The following is an 18,149-nucleotide window of genomic DNA, read 5'->3' on the forward strand; positions in this document are numbered from 1 at the left end:
CTCAGTTCAGTAGTCTTGCCGGCAACCTCTGGTTGCCCGGTGTGCCGGCCCTGGAGCCGGCGCAGCCCTCGTTCAGTTCTGTCCCACCGTCGCGACGATGGTGACCTGCTTGTTGTCCGGGATTTCCTGGTAGGCCAGCACATGCATGCTGGGCACCGCCATTCGCGCGAAGCGCGACATCATCGAACGGATCGGCCCGGCAACCAGCAGGATCGCCGGCTTGCCGAGCATCTCCTGGCGTTGCGCGCTCTCGATCAGCGAGCGTTGCAGCTTCTCGGCCATCCCCGGCTCCAGCAACATGCCGTCCTCGGAGCCTTGCCCGGCCTTCTGCATGCTGTTCAGCAAGATCTGTTCCAACCTCGGCTCGAGCGTGATCACGGGCAGCTCCGGCTCAAGCCCGACAATGCTTTGCACGATGGCGCGGGACAACGCGACGCGTACCGCCGCGACCATCGCGCCGGGATCTTGACTCCGCGGAGCGACGTTGGCGATGGCCTCGGCGATGGTCCGGATGTCGCGCACCGGCACCTGCTCCTGAAGCAGTGCCTGCAGGACCTTGAGCAGGGTGGACAGGGAAATCAGCCCCGGCACCAGCTCCTCCGCCAGCTTCGGCGAACTGCGGGCGAGCAGTTGCAGGAGCTGTTGCACTTCCTCATGGCCGAGCAGCTCGTGGGCGTGCTTGTGCAGCACCTGGTTCAGGTGGGTGGCGACCACGGTGCTGGCGTCCACCACGGTGTAGCCCAGCGACTGCGCCTGGTCGCGCTGGCCGGGCTCGATCCATACCGCCTCCAGGCCGAAGGCCGGGTCCTTGCCGGCGATGCCGTTGAGGCTGCCGAACACCTGCCCGGGGTTGATCGCCAGCTCGCGATCCGGATAGATCTCCGCTTCGGCCACGCTGACGCCCATCAGGGTCAGGCGGTAGGCGTTGGGCAGCAGGTCGAGGTTGTCGCGGATATGCACCGAGGGCATCAGGAAGCCCAGCTCCTGGGACAGCTTCTTGCGTACGCCCTTGATCCGCGCCAGCAGTTGCCCGCCCTGGTTGCGGTCGACCAGCGGGATCAGCCGGTAGCCGACCTCCAGGCCGACCATGTCCACCGGGGTGACGTCGTCCCAACCCAGTTCCTTGACCTCCTGGGCGCGCTGCGCCGGCAGCAGCTCCTGCTGGCGCTGGACCTCCTGCTCGGCGGCCTGCCTGGCCTTGTTCTGGCGGTGCCAGATCCAGTACGCGGCGCCGCCGGCCAGGGCGCCGAGACCGATGAAGGAGACGTGCGGCATGCCGGGGACGACGCCCATGGCGATCAGGATCGCCGCGGAGATCGCCAGCGCCTTGGGCGAGGCGAACATCTGCCGGTTGACCTGCTGGCCCATGTCCTCGGAGCTGGACACCCGGGTCACCATGATCGCCGCGGCGGTCGACAGCAGCAGCGACGGCAGTTGCGCCACCAGGCCGTCGCCGATGGTCAGCAGGGCGTAGACCTTGCCGGCGTCGCCGAAGGACATCGAGTGCTGGATCATGCCGATGGCGATGCCACCGATCAGGTTGATGAAGAGGATCAGCAGGCCGGCGATGGCGTCGCCGCGGACGAATTTGCTGGCGCCGTCCATCGAACCGTAGAAGTCGGCCTCCTGGGCCACCTCGCTACGGCGCTTCTTGGCTTCCTCCTGCTCGATCAGGCCGGCGTTGAGGTCGGCATCGATGGCCATCTGCTTGCCGGGCATGGCATCCAGGGTGAAACGCGCGCTGACTTCGGAAATCCGCCCGGCGCCCTTGGTCACCACCACGAAGTTGATGATCATCAGGATCGCGAAGACCACCACGCCGACCACGTAGTTGCCGCCGATCACCACCTCGCCGAAGGCCTGGATCACCTTGCCCGCGGCGCCGTGGCCGTCGTGGCCGTGGAGCAGCACCACGCGGGTCGAGGCGACGTTCAGCGCCAGGCGCAGCAGGGTCGCCACCAGCAGGATGGTCGGGAACACGGCGAAGTCCAGCGGCCGCAGGGCGTACACGCAGACCAGCAGGACCACGATGGACAGGGCGATGTTGAAGGTGAACAGCACGTCAAGCAGGAACGGCGGGATCGGCAGGGTCATCATCGCCAGCATGGCCAGCAACAGGACCGGCACGCCCAGGCTGCCACGGCCCAGTCCCGCCAGGTTGCTGCGCACATTGCTGATCAGTTGCGTGCGGTCCACTCTCGACTCCCCTGCCCTGCGTGTGGCGCCCGAAGACAGGCGCCGTACAAACTTTTGACGCCGGAATGCGCGTCGAGCGGGTCAGTGCAGGAACCGTTCCAACTTTTCAATTGCTTGATTGAAAAAGGCTTTTCCCTATCACCAGCTGCCGGAGGCGCCACCACCGCCGCTCGAGCCGCCGCCGCCGGAGAAGGAGTCGGACGACGAACTCGACGATGACGACGAAGAAGAGAAACTCGACGCCCCCTGGTATCCGCCGCCCCGCCTGCGCCGTCCGCCCGGACCGCCGGAACCGACGTTGCAGCCGATGAACAGCGGCAGGCAGGCGGCGGGCAGGATGATCAGCGCCTCGATGCTGTTCAGGGGGTCGTCCACCAGCAACAGCAGGCACTCCAGGGCCAGGGTCAGCAGCAGTCCCAGCAGACCCGGCAGGCAGGCCCGGCGGCGCCCCTTGCGCAACCCCTGCCAGGCCCCGGCCAGCATCAGCAGCGTCAACCCCAGCGACAGCGGAACGGCCAGCCCGTAGTGGAGCACCGCCACGCCGTAGCGGCCATAGGCCCAGAACAACCCCAGCGCATAGAGCGTGAGAACGGCGAAGAACCAGCGCGCGCCGCGCGAATACTTGAGCAGGGCGCCGAAGCCGACCCCGAGGAACGCCACCAGCTGCGCCACCGGCACCATCGCCCACACCGGCCAGTGGCGCCCCAGCGCCAGCGCCGCGCCGAGCGCCACCAGCGTCCCGAGGATCCAGTACCAGGATCGCGGGCGCACCAGCAACAGCACGCCACCGAAGGCGCCGAGCAGGAAGACGATGCCCAGGGTTCGCTGCACCCTGTCGGGATCGATCGGGTCGCGCGGCGGCGGCGGCAACGCCTCGCCGTCGATCAGGCGGACCAGGCGCTGCGCCGCCGCTTCCAGGCCGCCGGCGTAGTCCTGCTGGCGGAACGCCGGGGTCATGTATTCACGAATGATCCGCCCGGCATCGACGTCGGTGATCGCCCCCTCCAGGCCATAGCCGACTTCGATGCGCATGCGCCGGTCATTCTTCGCCACCAGCACCAGGACGCCATCGTCGACGCCCTTGCGTCCCAGCTTCCAGGCCTCGAAGACTCGCACCGCATAGGCCTCGATGCTGTCCGGATAGGTACTGGAAACCATCAGGATCGCCACCTGCGCGCCCTTGCGCGTCTCGAGCGTCGCCAGGGACGCCTCCAGGCGGGCGCGCTCGCTGGAGTCGAGGGTCGCGGTAAGGTCGGTGACCCGCCGGGTCAACACGGGGACCTCGGCGGGTTCGTATGTCGCATCGGCCGCCCCCTCCATCCCGTCGACAGCGTCCTCGGCGGCAGCGGACGCCGGCGCGGCGGCGCTGACCGGTGCCGCCACGGCGGAAACGGACGGAACGTTAACGGCAACGGCACAGAGCAGCGCGCCGAACAGGCGAAACATGACGAGATAACGCATGATTGCAGACATCCTTGTCTCCGAATGCAATGAACGGGAAGCCACTACCAGCTGCCGGAGGCACCGCCTCCACCGCTGGAGCCGCCACCCCCGGAAAATCCGCCGGACGACGAAGAGGAAGAAGACGAACCGCCGCCGGAACCTCCCGACGAACCTCCGCCACTCCCGCCCAGGCGCACCCGGCCGAATACCAGCAATCCCAGCATGAGCTGGAACGGTATCAGAGCCAGCCAGGCCAGCGGCGCGTCCAGCCCACCGGACAGCAATCCGAGCAGCGGGTAGGCCGCCAGCCACGCCCACAGCCGGCGCTGGAAACCCTTCCGCCGCTCGCGCCACAGGGAACGCATCAGGCGGTAGTTCAGCCAGCCGAGCGTCGCCAGCATCAGCACCCCGGCCGGCCACAGCAGGCCGTAGATGAAAGACACCGCGCTGAAGAAATGCGCCGCCAGCCCGAGCAGGGCTATATAGACCAGTACGCCGATCACCAGATGGAACACCGGGCGCACCGTCCACAACGCGCCGAAGGTCGCGCCGCCGACCAGCATGCACAGCGGAGCGACCAGCAGCACGCTCAGCCATTCGCCGGAGGCGCCGGCCAGCGTACCCAGCGCCCAGCAGCACAGCGCACCGCCGAGCAGCCAGGGCCAGCGCGCCGGCCGGGCAGTCAACAGCACCCCGGCGAGCGCCCCGTAGACGAAGGCGACCAGCAGCGCCCAGGCTTCCGCCGGCACTTGTCCCAGCGAGACTCCCGGCGCATCCGACGCATCCGACGCCGCCACGGCAACCGGCAGCGATTCGCCGTCGACCAGGCGGATCAGTTCGGCCACCGCGGCCTCGACCCCGCCGGCGTAGTCACCCTGGCGGAACGCCGGGGCCATCCGCTCGCGAATGATCCGTCCGGCGACCACGTCGGGCACCGCGCCCTCCAGGCCGTAGCCGACCTCGATGCGCATCCGTCGGTCGTCCTTCGCCACCACCAGCAGCAATCCGTCGTCGACCGTCTTGCGCCCGAGCTTCCAGGCCTGGAACAGCTTGTCGGCGAAGGTCTCGATGTCCAGGCTGCCGGTAGTCGCCAGCATCACCACCGCGATCTGCGCGCTGCGGCGGCGCTCCAGCGCCTCGAGCCGTTCCACCAGGCGCAGGCGCGTCGCCTCGTCCAGGGTGTTGGTGGTATCCACCACCCGCTCCGACAGGGGCAAGGCGACCCATTCCGCCGGCGCTTCGGCGTGCGCGGGCATCCAGGGCACCAGCCAGGCCAGGGCGAGCAACAGGAGCAAGCGTGGGAAAATACGATCAGACAGGGTTCGATCCATGAACGGCAGAGCTCTCATCCCGAGCGAGTAGCGGCCAAGGCTGCCACAGCGCGGCGCGCAGCTCCAGCCCGGTCATTCGTCGCGGCGCAGGTCCGGCGGGATCGGCAGGTCCTTCAGGGGGCTCGGGCGCTTGCCCTTGCCGGCCTGGTACTGCTTGAGCTGGTAGACGTAGGCCAGCACCTGGGCGACAGCCAGGTAGAGGCCGGCGGGAATCTCCTGGTCGAGCTCGGTGGAGTAGTACACCGCCCGCGCCAGCGCCGGCGACTCCATGACCATGACCTTGTGCTCGCGGGCCACCTCGCGGATCTTCAGGGCCAGGAAGTCGTTGCCCTTGGCCAGCAGCAGCGGCGCCCCGCCGCCCGCCGGGTCGTATTTCAGGGCCACGGCGAAGTGGGTCGGGTTGGTGATCACCACGTCGGCCTCCGGCACCGCCGCCATCATCCGTCGCTGCGCCATCTCGCGCTGCATCTGGCGGATCTTCGACTTCACCTCGGGCTTGCCCTCGGAGTCCTTGTACTCGTCGCGGACTTCCTGCTTGGTCATCATCAGCTTCTGGCGGTTGTCCCAGATCTGGTACGGCACATCCACCGCGGCGATCAGCAACAGGCTGCAGGCCATCCAGAAGGCGCTCCAGCCGACCACCTGGGCGCTGTGCAGGATCGCCTGCTCGAGCGGCTGGTGGGCCAGCGCCAGCAGCGCATCGCGGTCGGCGGAGAGCACCAGCAGGGCCACCGCCAGCACCACCAGGAACTTGATCAGCGCCTTGCTCAGCTCGAGCAGCGACTTGGCGGAAAACATCCGTTTCAGCCCCGACAGCGGGTTGAGACGGCTGAACTTGGGTTGCAGGGCGTCCATCGAGAACAGCCAGCCGCCGAGGGCGATCGGCCCGACGATCGCCGCCACCAGCAGCATCAGCAGGATCGGCCACAGGCCCTGTGCCGCCAGGTAGCCCGAGGCGCCGAGCAACTGCAGCATGCTTTCGGTGTTCAGCACGGTTTCCCGGGACAGCTCGAAACTGCTGCGCATCAGGCGCAGCATGGCCGCCGCCAGGTCGGCGCCGTAGATCAGCAGACCACTGGCGCCGGCCATCAGGATCGCCAGGGTGTTCAGCTCCCGCGAACGCGGCAACTGCCCTTTCTCGCGCGCCTCGCGGCGGCGTTTCTCCGTGGGTTCCTCTGTCTTGTCCTGCCCGCTCTCGCTCTCGGCCATGGCTACCTCGCCCGCACCAGTTCACGGAGGAATTGCAGGGCTTCGCCGGCCAGCACCTGGTACTGGCCGAGCAGGTCGGCGGTGCCGATCCAGAGGATCCCCAGGCCCAGCACCAGGGTAAGCGGGAAGCCGATGGAGAAAATGTTCAGCTGCGGCGCCGCGCGGGTCATCGCGCCGAACGCCAGGTTAACCACCAGCAGCGCGGTGATCGCCGGCAGCGCCAGCAGCAGCGCCGCGCCCATCACCCAGCCGAGCTTGCCGGCGATGACCCAGAAGTGGTTGCCGCTCAGGCCCTCGCCCACCGGCAGGGTGACGAAGCTCTCGGCGATCACCTCGAACACCACCAGGTGACCGTTCATCGCCAGGAACAGCAGGGTCACCAGCATGGTGAAGAACTGCCCGAGCACCGGCACCGAGACGCCGTTGGCCGGGTCGACCATGGAGGCGAAGCCCAGGCCCATCTGCATGGAAATGATCTGTCCGGCGATCACGAAGGCGTGGAACAGCAACTGCAGGGAGAAGCCGAGCAAGGCACCGACCAGGATCTGCTCGCCGATCAGCAGCATGGATTTCACGCTCAGCGCGTCCACCTGCGGCATCGGCGGCAGGTTCGGCACCAGCACCACGCAGATCCCCAGCGCCAGGTACAGGCGCACCCGCACCGGCACCAGTTGGGTGCCGATCACCGGCATGGTCATCAGCAGCGCCGCGACCCGGAACAGCGGCAGCACGAAGCTGGCGATCCAGCCGCCGATCTGCGCGTTGCTCAGTTCCAGCATCAGCCGATCAACAGCGGGATGTTGCCGATCAGCGCCTGGGTGTACTCCATCAACTGCCGCAGCAGCCAGGGGCCCAGCACGATCAGGGTGAGCAGGATCACCAGCAGGCGCGGCAGGAAGCTCAGGGTCTGCTCGTTGATCTGGGTGGCGGCCTGGAACATCGCCACCACCAGACCGACCAGCAGGCTCGGAACCACCAGGACGGCGACGATCATCGCGGTCAGCCACAACGCCTCGCGAAACAGGTCCAGCGCCACTTCAGGGGTCATGTCTCTCTCCAGCGCGCCCATGGCGCGTCAAGCCGGCGGCTCCGCTAGACGGTGCCGAAACTGCCCGCCAGCGTCCCGATGATCAGCGCCCAGCCATCCACCAGGACGAACAGCATGATCTTGAACGGCAGGGAAATGATCAGCGGCGACAGCATCATCATGCCCATCGCCATCAGCACGCTGGACACCACCAGGTCGATGATCAGGAACGGGATGAAGATCATGAAGCCGATCTGGAACGCGGTCTTCAGCTCGGAGGTGACGAAGGCCGGGACCAGGATGGTCAGCGGGGTGGCTTCCGGGCCGCTGATGTCGGTGCGCTTGGAGAGACGCACGAACAGCTCCAGGTCGGAGGTGCGGGTCTGCGCCAGCATGAACGCCTTCAGCGGCACCTCGGCCCGCTGCAGCGCCTCCTGGGCGGGTATCTGCTCGTTCAGGTAGGGCTGCAGGGCCTGGCTGTTGATCCTGTCGAACACCGGGGCCATGACGAACATGGTCAGGAACAGCGCCAGCCCCACCAGCACCTGGTTCGACGGGGTCGACTGCAGGCCCAGCGCCTGGCGCAGGATGGAGAAGACGATGATGATCCGGGTGAAACTGGTCATCAGCATGACGAACGCCGGGATGAAGCTCAGCGCGGTCATGATCAGCAGGATCTGCAGGCTCACCGAGTATTCCTGCTGGCCCTGGCCATTGGTGGTCACGGTGATCGCCGAGATCGAGGTCGGGTCGGCGGCCAGCGCCGGCCACGGCGCCAGCAGCAGTAGACAGAGCGCGGCACAGGCGCCGGCCAGGGAAATGCGCGGGGTCATGGCTTGCCCTTGGGGTCCTTGTTCAGCAGCTCCAGCAGGCGCTGGGCGAATTCCGGGGTGGCCGGCTCGCCGTCCGGCAGGTGCACCGGCTCCTTGAGCACGTGCAGCGGCGTGATCCGACCGGGCGTGATGCCAAGCAGGATCTGCTCCTCGCCGACCTGCACCAGCACCAGCCGGTCGCGCGGCCCCAGCGGCTGACTGGCCAGGGTGCGGATCAGGCGGTTGCTGCGCGGACCGACCTGCTGCACCCGGCGCACCAGCCAGGCGAGCAGGAAGATCAGGCCGATCACCAGGCCGAGGCCAAGCACCAGCTGCGCCAGCTGGGCGGCTGCGCCGGAGGCGCCACCCACCGCCGGCGCGGCGACACCGGCCGGACCCTCCGCGGCGTACAGCGGCGCACCGAGCGCGGCGAGCCCCGGCAGCAGTATCCCGGCGAACAGGCGGCGACGCATGTCAGCGCAGCTTCTTGATGCGTTCGCTGGGACTGATCACGTCGGTCAGGCGGATGCCGAACTTCTCGTTCACCACCACCACCTCGCCGTGGGCGATCAGCGTACCGTTGACCAGCACGTCCAGCGGCTCGCCGGCCAGGCGGTCGAGTTCGATCACCGAGCCCTGGTTGAGCTGCAGCAGGTTGCGGATGCTGATATCGGTATGCCCGACCTCCATGGAAATGGTCACCGGGATGTCCAGGATCACGTCCAAGTTCGGCCCCTCCAGGCCGGAAATGGTCGGTGCCTTGGGCGCCGCGCCGAACTCTTCCATCGGCGCCCGCGGAGTGCTCGGCTCCGCCACCGGGGTGGCGCCACCCTGGGCCATCAGCGCGTCTATGTCGTCCTGGCTGGCGTCGCCCGCCTCGGCCAGCGCCGCCGCCCATTCGTCGGCCAGGGCCTGTTCCTCGGTGGTCACTTTTTCTTCGTCTGCCATGGTTCGTCTTTCCTCCGGGGGAAGCGGTCAGCGCGAGCGCTCGACCGCCTCGACAATCTGTAGCGCCAGGTTGCCCTTGTGGGCCCCCAGCTTGACCTTGAAGGCGGGCACGCCGTTGGCGCGCATCACCATGTGTTCCGGCATCTCCACCGGGATCACGTCGCCCGGCTGCATGTGCAGGATGTCGCGCAGCTTGAGCTGGCGGCGGACCACGGTAGCGCCGAGCGGCACCTGGACGTCCAGCACGTCCTCGCGCAGGGCCTTGATCCAGCGCTCGTCCTGGTCGTCGTGGTCGGACTGGAAGCCGGCGTCGAGCATCTCGCGGATCGGCTCGATCATCGAATAGGGCATGGTGATGTGCAGGTCGCCGCCGCCACCGTCCAGCTCGATGTGGAAGGTGGAGACCACCACCACTTCGCTGGGGCTGACGATGTTGGCCATCGCCGGGTTGACCTCCGAGTTGACGTACTCGAAGTTCATCTCCAACACCGCCTGCCAGGCCTCCTTGAGGTCGACGAAGGCCTGCTCCAGCACCATCCGCACCACCCGCAGCTCGGTCGGGGTGAACTCGCGGCCCTCGATCTTGGCGTGGCGGCCGTCGCCGCCGAAGAAGTTGTCCACCAGCTTGAACACCAGCTTGGCGTCGAGGATGAACAGCGCGGTGCCGCGCAGCGGCTTCATCTTCACCAGGTTGAGGCTGGTGGGGACGTACAGCGAGTGCACGTACTCGCCGAACTTCATCACCTGCACGCCACCCACGGCGACATCCGCGGAGCGGCGCAGCAGGTTGAACATGCTGATGCGGGTGTAGCGGGCGAAACGCTCGTTGATCATCTCCAGGGTCGGCATCCGCCCCCGGACGATGCGGTCCTGGCTGGTAAGGTCGTAGGACTTGACCGAACCTGGCGTCGCCTCGACTTCGGTTTCCACCAGGCCATCGTCGACGCCGTGCAGCAGCGCGTCGATTTCATCCTGGGAAAGCAGATCTTGCACGGCCATGGGATACCTACTGCAACACGAAATTGGTGAACAACACTTGCTCGACGGCCAACTGGCCGGTTTGCTTCTTGGCCAGCTCCTGCAACCCGGCGGTCGCCTGCTGGCGGAGCATCTCCTTGCCCACCGGGGTCACCAGCGAGTCGAAATTCTGACTCGAGAACAGCATCACCAGTTTATTGCGAACCAGCGGCATGTGCTCGCGCAATGCGTCCATCTGCGCCTTGTCGCGCCCCATCAGCGCGACGCCCACCTGCATGTAGCGCTGGCGGCCGTTCTGGTTGAAGTTGACGACGAAGGCCGGCGCCAGGATCTCGTACAACGCCGGCTGCTTGCCCGGCTTCGCCGCCTCGCTGGCGACTTCCTCGGTCTTCTCGGCCTTCAGCGACTTGCTGAGGAAGAACCAGGTGCCGCCCACCGACAGGCCGATCGCCAGCAGCAGGCCGACCACGATCAGCAGGATCAGCTTCAGCTTGCTCTTGCCGCCGCCCGGAGCCCCCGCCTCGGCGGGTGTCGCCTCTTTCTTAGCCATGCCAAAAATCCGTCGCTATAGCGTCAAATGAAGTGTTTCAGGGGGTGAGAGCAAGGGTTGTGCCATTTTTCAGCGTCGTCCCGGCCCCGCCCTGAGGATAGACGGCGCGGATATTACAGGCTGGCCGGCGGAAGTCATCCCTGGAAACGAAAAGTATCTTCGGCTCAACGGCCTGTGAAACGCCGCCCAACCGGAATCATCGCAGAATGGGCAACATGCCAGCTAAAAAGTGTGCCCGGCCTTCAGGACCTCAGCCCACCGTCGTGACGTCACCAGGAACCATACGGAATGCCATTTCTTTCAATGTAGGCTTTGGAAATATCGCTCAAGGGATAGTGATGTCCGCCTGACCCACCGCCATAGGGCCCCTTCTTCACCACTTCTCCCTGCACTCGGGTGACCTCGATGGGACTCAGGCACGGCCCCATGATCCAGGCCTTGGCGATGCCGCCGGGGGCCAGGCCGATGGCCAGGCCTTCGCGGTAGCCGGTGATCCACTTGTCATCGGCCCGGCAGTAAGCCTTCTCCCCCTTGACCATGGCCTGCCGGATGGCCTCGGGAATGACGATATAGGCCTGGTAGGTCTGCGGTTCCACCAGCGACTGCCAGCGCACGTAGATCAGTCGCGGCAGGGCCGCTCCACGGACATGCTTGCCGGCCCCCCAACCGGGGCGTTTAGGCCAGCCTCGCGGATTCCCCTTGAAGTTCTTCGGCGTCTGGATCGCCGCGACGCCGCTCATGGCGCGGCGAAACACCCGGTCGTGGATATCCACCGCATCGGCGGTCTCGATCCACACCTCCATGTAGCTGGGCGCGAGAAAGCCCAGGCGCCAGGCGTCGTAGGGCAGGCCATTGCCGCCGCGGGCGCAGCCCGCCGGCAACCAGACCAGGGCCAGCAGCAGGGCGAGCATGAACCTAGGCATTGGGATACTCCTTGCGCTTGCCGCCCTCCGCGGGGCGGTTGATGAACATCACCGCCAGCACGCTATTGTGCTTGCCCTTGGCGGCATTCCAATGGGCGGACAGGTGGATGTAGCGGCGACACAGCAGGGCGATTTCCTCCTCGCTGAGGCCGGCGAAGGGCTCGCCCAGGGCATAGGCCTGCAACTTGGCGGCGATGGGCCGTAGTTCGTCCGGGAGGGCTAACGCGGGGTCGCGCTCTTCGATCGCCTTGAAGGCTACCCCGGCCCGCACCGCCAGTTCACGCATGATCCGCAGGTAGACCCGCGACAGCTCGCCGCGCACCCGCCGCTCGCTGCTGAGCGCCGCGTAGACCCGCTTCTCCGGCGGTTCGCCGCGGCGCTGGGGCTGCGCCACCGACCAGGTGGCGATGCCCAGGCGCTGCACATAGGGCCGCCAGTGCGGCAACTCGCGCTCCAGGCGTTGGCGGGTGCGCCAGTAGGCCTCGGTATGCTCGTCGGCCTGGCCCTGGCTGACCAGGTTGCTGTCCGGCCGGCTGAGCAGAACCTTCTCCACCGCTTCGGGCAGGTAGCCGCCGCCGATGTCCGAGTGGGCGCCGGGCAAGCGGATGTCGTGGTCGCTGCGGACCAGGGAGAAGTTGTGGCGGTACTCGTTGCCCGCCACCAGTTGCACCACCCGCCGCGCGCAGCCGGGGGCCAGGCCCAGGGCGAGGTCGGCGTTGCGCCCGTCGTGCGGACTGAAATCGCCGCGCAGCGGCGCGACGATGCCGGCCACGGTGTCGAACAGGCCGATGAAGTTCAGCGCGAAGTCGGTTCCGCGGCGCCAGGCGAAGCGCCGGGCGAACAATGGCGACCCGCCGGGCAGGGCCCGGGCCAGCGGGCTGTCCGGGCCCTTGAGCAGTTCGTTGGCGCAGTGCCGCGCGGCCGCCGCGCCGCGGCTGAAGCCGAACAGGTCGATTTCGATGCGCTCGATCAGGAGATTGGGATTGTTATCCTGCAACAGACGCAACTGCTCCAGTACCAGAGCAGGCATCTGCCTGATCCGCGCCAGCACCCCGGTCGGGCCCTGGCCCGTTCCCTGGCTGTAGAGGGAGTCCTCGCCGCCGCTGCGGGTGCCGACGCCCTCCAGATAGACCTTGAGGTACACCTCTTCAACGTGCGAAGTTAACGGCTCGCCCGTCTGATCTGGATACAACTCGTACAACCGCGCCACATTGGTCACATCGTTGCCATAGCTGTTGTCCGGCACCCGTCCCTCGCCATCGTAGCCATAGGCGGCGCAGTGCTGGCGGATGTCCTCGGCGGCGGTGTCGCTCAGGCCCACTGCCAGGGGATGGCAGCCAGCGGCGGCGGCGCTGTTGGCCTGGTTGTTGCCGGTGCCGTCGAAGAACAACCCCAGGCGCAGGGTGATGCCGGTCTGTTCCTCCTCCTCTTCCTCTTCTTCCAGACCCGCACCGGGGGCTGAGACTGTTGGCGAGCGCCAGGCATTGGTCGGAGGTCGCGCCGTCGAACGGCCTGGAGAGGGCACGCGGGAGGCGAAAGACCTGGCCGCCGACTCCTCGGATGAGAGTACCTGGCAACGCAACGTCTGGTCGGCGAGCAGGCGTGGCGGCGGATCGCAGCGGCACATGCAGAGATCGCCGTCCAGGGCGGTGCTGCGCGTTTCCAGCCGCTCGTCCAGGCGCGGGCCGACGCAGACGATGACCCCGGCACTGCCGCAGGCGGGGCAGAACACACTGTCACCCTCGCGGGCCATGGGCTTGCCTTCGATGCTGGCGTGCTCCCAGGCGCCGGTGACGGTGCCGCCCGCCGTGGTGCGGGCGCCCAGGGTGATGTGGTAGCGCTTCATGGTTCCACCTGTGCCGAATGCGAGGGCCATCATATTGCCGGCGCAGGTAGATCAGAGGGCAGTACCACCCTGGTGAAGCAGACGTTTCTTACAAGGGCGGGGTATTTTGACGCAAGCCATCCAGCCCGACCTTACGGCTGCGCGAAAAAAGCAAAAGAAAGGCCTCTCATAGGAGGCCCAAAGGGGAAGCACGGACGCCAGTCTCAGGCGTAGTAGTCGACCAACCCACGGGCCGCCGCCGAACCGGGCCGGCCGCGGATCTCGCTGACTCCAACCAGGGTCTCCTCGTCGCCCGCCGCCTCGCCTGCGAAGCCGCGGCCACGCGCCGAGCCGCCCTCACCGCCCTGCTGCTGGCCCTGCCAGCCGCGCGCCAGCGACTGGTCGGAGACGTTCACGTCGAGCTGGTTCATGCCTTGCTGGCTGAACATGTCGCGCAGCCGGTGCATCTGGCTTTCCAGGGCGTCGCGGACGCCGGCGTTGGGACTGGCGAAGGTCACCTGGGTCTGGTCCGCGGTCATGTGGATGCGCACATCCAGGCGCCCGAGCTCGGCCGGATCGAGCTGGATCTCCGCCGACTTGAGGTTCTGGCTGGACATCCACATCACCCGGTCCACCACCGCCTCGCTCCAGCCGTTCTGCTGCATCGCCACCGGCTGGCCGGGCACCGTGCCGTTCACCGGGCGGTTGGTCAGGGCCTGCTGCGCCATGGCCTGGGTCAGGCCGTTGAGCTTGGCGGCGAAGGGCTCGCCGCGCGGCTCCGCCTTGCTCTCCAGCAGGCTCTCGCTGGCGGCGCTGGCGAGGGCCGGCTCGGCGGTCTGCTGCAACTGGGCCTCGAGCGCCTTGCCGTCGACGGCCCTGGTCAAGGAATCGGAGGTCAGGCTGGCAAGGGCATCGCCGAGGTCCGCCTGGCGTGGATCGGTGCTCTTCGCCGGCCCGCCTTTCGCCGCCTGCGCGGCGTCCTGGGCGCCCTGCTCCAGGGCCATGCTCACCGCCGGCACGCCGTTGAGCTTGACCAGGGTCGGGTCGCTGCTGGCTTCGGTAAGACTGGCCGGCGCACTGCTGGCCGACGGCACGGCGGGCGGCAGCAGGGCCGCCTGGGTCGATTCGTCGAGCAGCGGCACGGCGCCGCCCAAGCCGAGCAGTTGCAGCGGATCGGCGGGGGTTTCGGTTTTTTCCCCGTCATCGGCGCTGGCCTGGCCGTCTGCCGGCAAAGACTTGCCGTCTTCGGCAACGGCCGGCTGCCTGGCGGCATCCGCCGGCGGTGCCTCGGCTGCGTCCTTACCGGCGTCCCGCGGCTTGTCCCGCGAACCTTTCGACGGGCCATCGGTGCGCTCGGCCGGCTTCCTCGCGGTCTCCTTGGCGTAGACATCGGAGAAGCTGGAAGTCTTGTCGTTACTGGGCTCAGGCGTTTTCTGCGGGCTCTTCGGCGCGGCAGACTTGGGCTTTACATCAGGCGTCGGCGGCAACAACACACCAGGGGCGACGGCCATGGGAATTCTCCATCTGCGAAGGGATAGCATCGTGGCTTGCGCAGGGGACTCAGCAAGGTCCGGGCCAACTTCGCCGGTCCCCTCCGCGAGGCCTGCGCCAGGCCCTGTGCCGGGCACGCCCGCTTTGCCCGCAGGGCCCGTCTGGACTACAATCCAGAGCCGCATCCCTCCCGAGGTAGTACCCTGATGTCCTTCGCCGAAAAACTGTCCCGTCTGCAAGCCTTCCTCGATGCCGATGACCTGCATGAAGAAGCGCTGGACTACGTGGCGACCCACGGCTACCTGACCGCCCTGTCCATCTGCCCGGAGCAGGTGCCGGAGCGGGAGTGGATCGACGCGCTGTTCGCCGAGCCGCCGCATTACCGCAGCGACGAGGAGCGCCAGGAGATCGAGGGTTCCCTCGAACAGCTCAAGGCGCACATCACCCGCATGCTCGCCAGCGATGAGGATCTCGAGCTGCCCTGCGACCTCGACCTCGGCGACGAGCCGGACGATTCCGACCTGCGCGGCTGGTGCATCGGCTTCATGGAAGGCGTGTTCCTCCGCGAGGAAGTCTGGTTCGAGCAGGCCGAGGAGGAAGTCAGCGAGCTGCTGCTGCCGATCATGGTCGGCTCCGGCCTGTTCGACGAGCAGCCCGAGTTCGACGAGATCGCCCGCGACCGCCACCTGGTGGACGACATGGTCGCGCAGATTCCCGACCTGCTGACCAACCTGTTCCTGCTCTGCCAGGCGCCGGAAGAAAAGCCCGCCCTGCTCAAGCCACGCCCGCACTGAGGAGCCCCGCGGTGGCGCAGCGGGAGATTCGCCCGAGCGCTCGCGCCTGGGTGCGCTACAGCCTCCAGGGAGTGGGTTTCCTCAGCGTCGCCCTCGGCGTGATCGGCATCTTCCTGCCGGTACTGCCGACCACGCCGTTCCTGCTGCTCGCGGCGGCCTGCTTCATGCGCAGTTCGCCACGCTTCTACCATTGGCTGGTCAACCACCCACGGCTCGGCCCGTGGATCCGCGACTACCTGGACGGCGAGGGCATCCCGCTGAAGGGCAAGGTCTATGCCATCGGCCTGATGTGGGCCAGCATCGCCCTCTCCTGCTACCTGGTCCGTCGGCCCTGGGCCCAGGGCTTCATGCTGACCAGCGCGGTACTGGTCAGCATCTATATCCTCCGCCAGAAGACCCGGCCGCCGCGCGGCGCCTGAAGGGCCCGCTCAGGACAGCGCCGGATCGCCCTCGCCCAGCGGCAGGCGGTCACCGGGCCCGCGTCGCTCGGGGCTCAGCACGCTGAAGCCGAAGGTGTTCCAGCCGCCCGCGCTGTCGACGAACACCGAACCGCCGTGCATGCTCGCCACCGCCTTGACGATGGACAGGCCGAGGCCGTGGTTGGCCTCGCTGTTGCTGCGCGCCGCGTCGACCCGGTAGAAGCGCTCGAACAGGTGCACGCGGTGCTCCACGGCGATCGGCGCGCCGGGGTTGCTCACCGCCACCCGCACCTCGTCGCCGCGCCGCTCCACCGCGACCCGCACCTCGCCACCGGCCGCGGTGTGCTGGGCGGCGTTGTACAGCAGGTTGGTCACCGCCCGCTGGAACAGCGCGCGCTCGACCATCGCCCGGGCGTCGCCCTGTACCTGGGGGCTCACCCCGGCCTCGTCGAAGATCACCTCGAGGAACTCCACCGTGGTCGCGATCTCGCCGGCCAGCCAGGTGTCCTCGCGCTCGCAGGCCAGGCGACCCTGGTCGGCGCGGGCGAGGAACAGCATGTCGTTGACGATCGCTCGCAGCCGCTCCAGTTCCTCGAGGTTGGATTGCAGGACTTCCTCGTAGTGTTCGCCGCTGCGCTCGCGGGACAACGCCACCTGGGTCTGGCCGATCAGGTTGGTCAGCGGCGTGCGCAGCTCGTGGGCGACGTCGGCGTTGAACGATTCCAGGCGCACATAGGCCTGTTCCAGGCGGTCCAGCGCGCCGTTGAACGCCCCCACCAGCTCGCGCAGTTCGGCCGGCAAGGGCGACATCTGCAGCCGCAGCGACAATTGTCGCGGACTGATCCGCCGGGTTTCCTCGGACAGCCGGTGCACCGGCCACAGGCCCAGGCGGGCGATCCAGTGGCCGAGCAGCGAGGCCAGCAGCACGCCGAGGGCGGACAGGCCGAGCAGCCATTTCACGGTGGAAGTCCGCGCCTCGTGGAACGCCGCGCTGTCGATGGCGGTGACGTAGGTCAGCCGCGGCCGGCCCTCGCGCGCCGGCAACACGCCGACCCGCGCGGTCAGCGCGTACCGGTGTTCCGGCAACTGCAACTCGTAGCGCCCGGCGCCGCTGGCGATCAGGCGCTGCACCGGCTCGCTGAAGCGGCCGTAGCGGTAGCGCGGATCGTCACTGTCGATCCAGAAGCGAATCAGTTCGTACTCCTGGCTCAGGTTGTCCAGCTTGCCCTGCAGGTAGGGCCAGCGCTCGGCCAGGTCGGGGTGGTCGAGCATCCGCGAGACCATATTGAAGCGCACGTCCACCTCGCCCTGCTGCAAGCGCTCGGTCTGCCGGTCGAGGATGCAGTAGAGCATGCTGCCGATCAGGGCGAAGATCACCAGCGCGGCGCCGGCGAACATGCCCGCCAGGCGGGTCGACAAGGACATGCCCATCTCAGCCCGGCTCCGCCAGCGCGCGGTTCTCCAGCACATAGCCCATGCCCCGGATGGTATGCAGCAGCTTGTTCTCGAAGGGCCCGTCGAGCTTGGCTCGCAGGCGCTTGATCGCGACCTCGACGACATTCGTGTCGGTGTCGAAATTGATGTCCCAGACCAGCTCGGCGATCGCCGTCTTCGACAGGATCTCGCCGCTGCGCTGGGCCAGCACGCAGAGCAGCGCGTATTCCTTGGCGGTCAGTTCCAGGCGGCTGCCGCCGCGGAACACCTTGCGGCTGAGCAGGTCGATGGACAGGTCGGCGACGCGCATCTGCGACGCGCTTTCGTGGTTGCCGCCGCGTCGGGTCAGGGCCTGCAGGCGAGCGACCAGTTCGAGGAAGGAAAACGGCTTGATCAGATAGTCGTCGGCGCCCTCGCGCAGGCCCCGCACGCGGTCCTCCACCCGCTCGCGCGCGGTGAGCATGATCACCGGTGTCTGCCGCTGCTCGCGCAGCGCCCGCAGCACGCCGTAGCCGTCGATCCCGGGCAGCATCACGTCGAGCACGATCACGTCGTACTCGCCGTTGAGCGCCAGGTGGCGGCCATCGATGCCATTGTCCGCCAGGTCCACGGTGAAACCCTGCTCGGTCAGGCCGCGGTTCAGGTAGTCCGCCGTCTTCGCCTCGTCCTCGACTATCAGTACCCGCATCTGTCGCCCGCTCCTCCACTCGCTCCGGCGCCCCGCGCGCCTGCCTGCATCCTAGTCATGCGGCAGGTCCGGGGAAAGTTC

Annotated in this window: 18 protein-coding genes; 2 read left to right on the forward strand and 16 right to left on the reverse strand. The window is 67.6% G+C overall.

Annotated features, from left to right (window positions below):
* Window positions 1-72: 72 nt before the first annotated feature.
* The 14 genes from flhA to B7D75_RS17690 all read right to left on the reverse strand — a co-directional run bounded on the left by flhA (window position 73) and on the right by B7D75_RS17690 (window position 14,753).
* Entirely contained in the window at window positions 73-2,196 is a 2,124-nt protein-coding gene (gene flhA / locus B7D75_RS17625) for a flagellar biosynthesis protein FlhA (protein ID WP_043098668.1), read from the reverse strand.
* Window positions 2,197-2,334: 138 nt separating this feature from the next.
* The gene (locus tag B7D75_RS17630; protein WP_107114264.1) at window positions 2,335-3,669 is read right to left on the reverse strand and encodes a TPM domain-containing protein; all 1,335 of its coding nucleotides are present in this window, start codon (window positions 3,667-3,669) and stop codon (window positions 2,335-2,337) included.
* 32 nt (window positions 3,670-3,701) lie between these two features.
* Entirely contained in the window at window positions 3,702-4,970 is a 1,269-nt protein-coding gene (locus B7D75_RS17635; protein WP_107114265.1) for a TPM domain-containing protein, read from the reverse strand.
* Between the two features lie 72 nt (window positions 4,971-5,042).
* On the reverse strand, window positions 5,043-6,179 hold the full coding sequence (gene flhB, locus B7D75_RS17640; RefSeq protein ID WP_107114266.1) for a flagellar biosynthesis protein FlhB: 1,137 nt from the start codon (window positions 6,177-6,179) through the stop codon (window positions 5,043-5,045).
* Window positions 6,180-6,181: 2 nt separating this feature from the next.
* Entirely contained in the window at window positions 6,182-6,958 is a 777-nt protein-coding gene (fliR, locus tag B7D75_RS17645; RefSeq protein WP_012076409.1) for a flagellar biosynthetic protein FliR, read from the reverse strand.
* Window positions 6,958-7,227, reverse strand: a complete 270-nt coding sequence (gene fliQ, locus B7D75_RS17650) for a flagellar biosynthesis protein FliQ (RefSeq protein ID WP_003155633.1) — start codon at window positions 7,225-7,227, stop codon at window positions 6,958-6,960. Before fliQ ends, fliR begins: the two co-directional genes overlap by 1 nt.
* A 44-nt stretch (window positions 7,228-7,271) precedes the next feature.
* Window positions 7,272-8,039, reverse strand: coding sequence for a flagellar type III secretion system pore protein FliP (gene fliP, locus B7D75_RS17655; protein WP_003155632.1), 768 nt, complete (start codon window positions 8,037-8,039; stop codon window positions 7,272-7,274).
* Complete coding sequence (gene fliO / locus B7D75_RS17660) at window positions 8,036-8,491, reverse strand: flagellar biosynthetic protein FliO (protein WP_012076410.1); 456 nt, start codon at window positions 8,489-8,491, stop codon at window positions 8,036-8,038. The genes fliP and fliO overlap by 4 nt, the downstream gene beginning before the upstream one ends.
* Before the next feature lies 1 nt (window position 8,492).
* Complete coding sequence (gene fliN / locus B7D75_RS17665; protein WP_012076411.1) at window positions 8,493-8,966, reverse strand: flagellar motor switch protein FliN; 474 nt, start codon at window positions 8,964-8,966, stop codon at window positions 8,493-8,495.
* 27 nt (window positions 8,967-8,993) lie between these two features.
* Window positions 8,994-9,965, reverse strand: a complete 972-nt coding sequence (gene fliM / locus B7D75_RS17670) for a flagellar motor switch protein FliM (protein WP_012076412.1) — start codon at window positions 9,963-9,965, stop codon at window positions 8,994-8,996.
* A 7-nt stretch (window positions 9,966-9,972) separates the two neighbouring features.
* Complete coding sequence (gene fliL / locus B7D75_RS17675; protein ID WP_034082865.1) at window positions 9,973-10,494, reverse strand: flagellar basal body-associated protein FliL; 522 nt, start codon at window positions 10,492-10,494, stop codon at window positions 9,973-9,975.
* Window positions 10,495-10,763: 269 nt separating this feature from the next.
* Window positions 10,764-11,417, reverse strand: a complete 654-nt coding sequence (locus B7D75_RS17680; RefSeq protein ID WP_107114267.1) for a DUF2931 family protein — start codon at window positions 11,415-11,417, stop codon at window positions 10,764-10,766.
* Entirely contained in the window at window positions 11,410-13,263 is a 1,854-nt protein-coding gene (locus B7D75_RS17685; protein WP_107114268.1) for a PAAR domain-containing protein, read from the reverse strand. Before B7D75_RS17685 ends, B7D75_RS17680 begins: the two co-directional genes overlap by 8 nt.
* 203 nt (window positions 13,264-13,466) lie before the next feature.
* Window positions 13,467-14,753, reverse strand: a complete 1,287-nt coding sequence (locus B7D75_RS17690; RefSeq protein ID WP_034082872.1) for a flagellar hook-length control protein FliK — start codon at window positions 14,751-14,753, stop codon at window positions 13,467-13,469.
* A 186-nt stretch (window positions 14,754-14,939) separates the two neighbouring features.
* On the opposite strand from B7D75_RS17690, the gene B7D75_RS17695 reads away from it, so the two are divergent.
* Window positions 14,940-15,527 carry a UPF0149 family protein gene (locus B7D75_RS17695; RefSeq protein ID WP_003156650.1) on the forward strand — a complete coding sequence of 196 codons (588 nt, stop codon included), beginning with the start codon at window positions 14,940-14,942 and terminating at the stop codon, window positions 15,525-15,527.
* A gap of 11 nt (window positions 15,528-15,538) precedes the next feature.
* Entirely contained in the window at window positions 15,539-15,946 is a 408-nt protein-coding gene (locus B7D75_RS17700) for a YbaN family protein (protein ID WP_034082874.1), read from the forward strand.
* Window positions 15,947-15,955: 9 nt separating this feature from the next.
* Here B7D75_RS17700 and B7D75_RS17705 read toward each other — a convergent pair whose 3' ends face one another.
* The gene (locus B7D75_RS17705; protein ID WP_079262189.1) at window positions 15,956-17,416 is read right to left on the reverse strand and encodes a sensor histidine kinase; all 1,461 of its coding nucleotides are present in this window, start codon (window positions 17,414-17,416) and stop codon (window positions 15,956-15,958) included.
* A complete protein-coding gene (locus B7D75_RS17710) occupies window positions 17,379-18,068 on the reverse strand; it encodes a heavy metal response regulator transcription factor (protein WP_012076417.1) in 690 nt (229 codons plus the stop codon). Before B7D75_RS17710 ends, B7D75_RS17705 begins: the two co-directional genes overlap by 38 nt.
* Window positions 18,069-18,149 lie beyond the last annotated feature (81 nt).

Source organism: Pseudomonas paraeruginosa, assembly GCF_003025345.2.
Classification (GTDB): Bacteria; Pseudomonadota; Gammaproteobacteria; order Pseudomonadales; family Pseudomonadaceae; genus Pseudomonas; species Pseudomonas paraeruginosa.

Coding starts and splice junctions, on each gene's coding strand:
- B7D75_RS17630 (WP_107114264.1), bottom strand. CDS start 3,669: ATGTCTGCAATCATGCGTTATCTCGTCATGTTTCGCCTGTTCGGCGCG.
- B7D75_RS17635 (WP_107114265.1), bottom strand. CDS start 4,970: ATGGATCGAACCCTGTCTGATCGTATTTTCCCACGCTTGCTCCTGTTG.
- flhB (WP_107114266.1), bottom strand. CDS start 6,179: ATGGCCGAGAGCGAGAGCGGGCAGGACAAGACAGAGGAACCCACGGAG.
- fliR (WP_012076409.1), bottom strand. CDS start 6,958: ATGCTGGAACTGAGCAACGCGCAGATCGGCGGCTGGATCGCCAGCTTC.
- fliQ (WP_003155633.1), bottom strand. CDS start 7,227: ATGACCCCTGAAGTGGCGCTGGACCTGTTTCGCGAGGCGTTGTGGCTG.
- fliP (WP_003155632.1), bottom strand. CDS start 8,039: ATGACCCCGCGCATTTCCCTGGCCGGCGCCTGTGCCGCGCTCTGTCTA.
- fliO (WP_012076410.1), bottom strand. CDS start 8,491: ATGCGTCGCCGCCTGTTCGCCGGGATACTGCTGCCGGGGCTCGCCGCG.
- fliN (WP_012076411.1), bottom strand. CDS start 8,966: ATGGCAGACGAAGAAAAAGTGACCACCGAGGAACAGGCCCTGGCCGAC.
- fliM (WP_012076412.1), bottom strand. CDS start 9,965: ATGGCCGTGCAAGATCTGCTTTCCCAGGATGAAATCGACGCGCTGCTG.
- fliL (WP_034082865.1), bottom strand. CDS start 10,494: ATGGCTAAGAAAGAGGCGACACCCGCCGAGGCGGGGGCTCCGGGCGGC.
- B7D75_RS17680 (WP_107114267.1), bottom strand. CDS start 11,417: ATGCCTAGGTTCATGCTCGCCCTGCTGCTGGCCCTGGTCTGGTTGCCG.
- B7D75_RS17685 (WP_107114268.1), bottom strand. CDS start 13,263: ATGAAGCGCTACCACATCACCCTGGGCGCCCGCACCACGGCGGGCGGC.
- B7D75_RS17690 (WP_034082872.1), bottom strand. CDS start 14,753: ATGGCCGTCGCCCCTGGTGTGTTGTTGCCGCCGACGCCTGATGTAAAG.
- B7D75_RS17695 (WP_003156650.1), top strand. CDS start 14,940: ATGTCCTTCGCCGAAAAACTGTCCCGTCTGCAAGCCTTCCTCGATGCC.
- B7D75_RS17705 (WP_079262189.1), bottom strand. CDS start 17,416: ATGTGCTGGAGAACCGCGCGCTGGCGGAGCCGGGCTGAGATGGGCATG.
- B7D75_RS17710 (WP_012076417.1), bottom strand. CDS start 18,068: ATGCGGGTACTGATAGTCGAGGACGAGGCGAAGACGGCGGACTACCTG.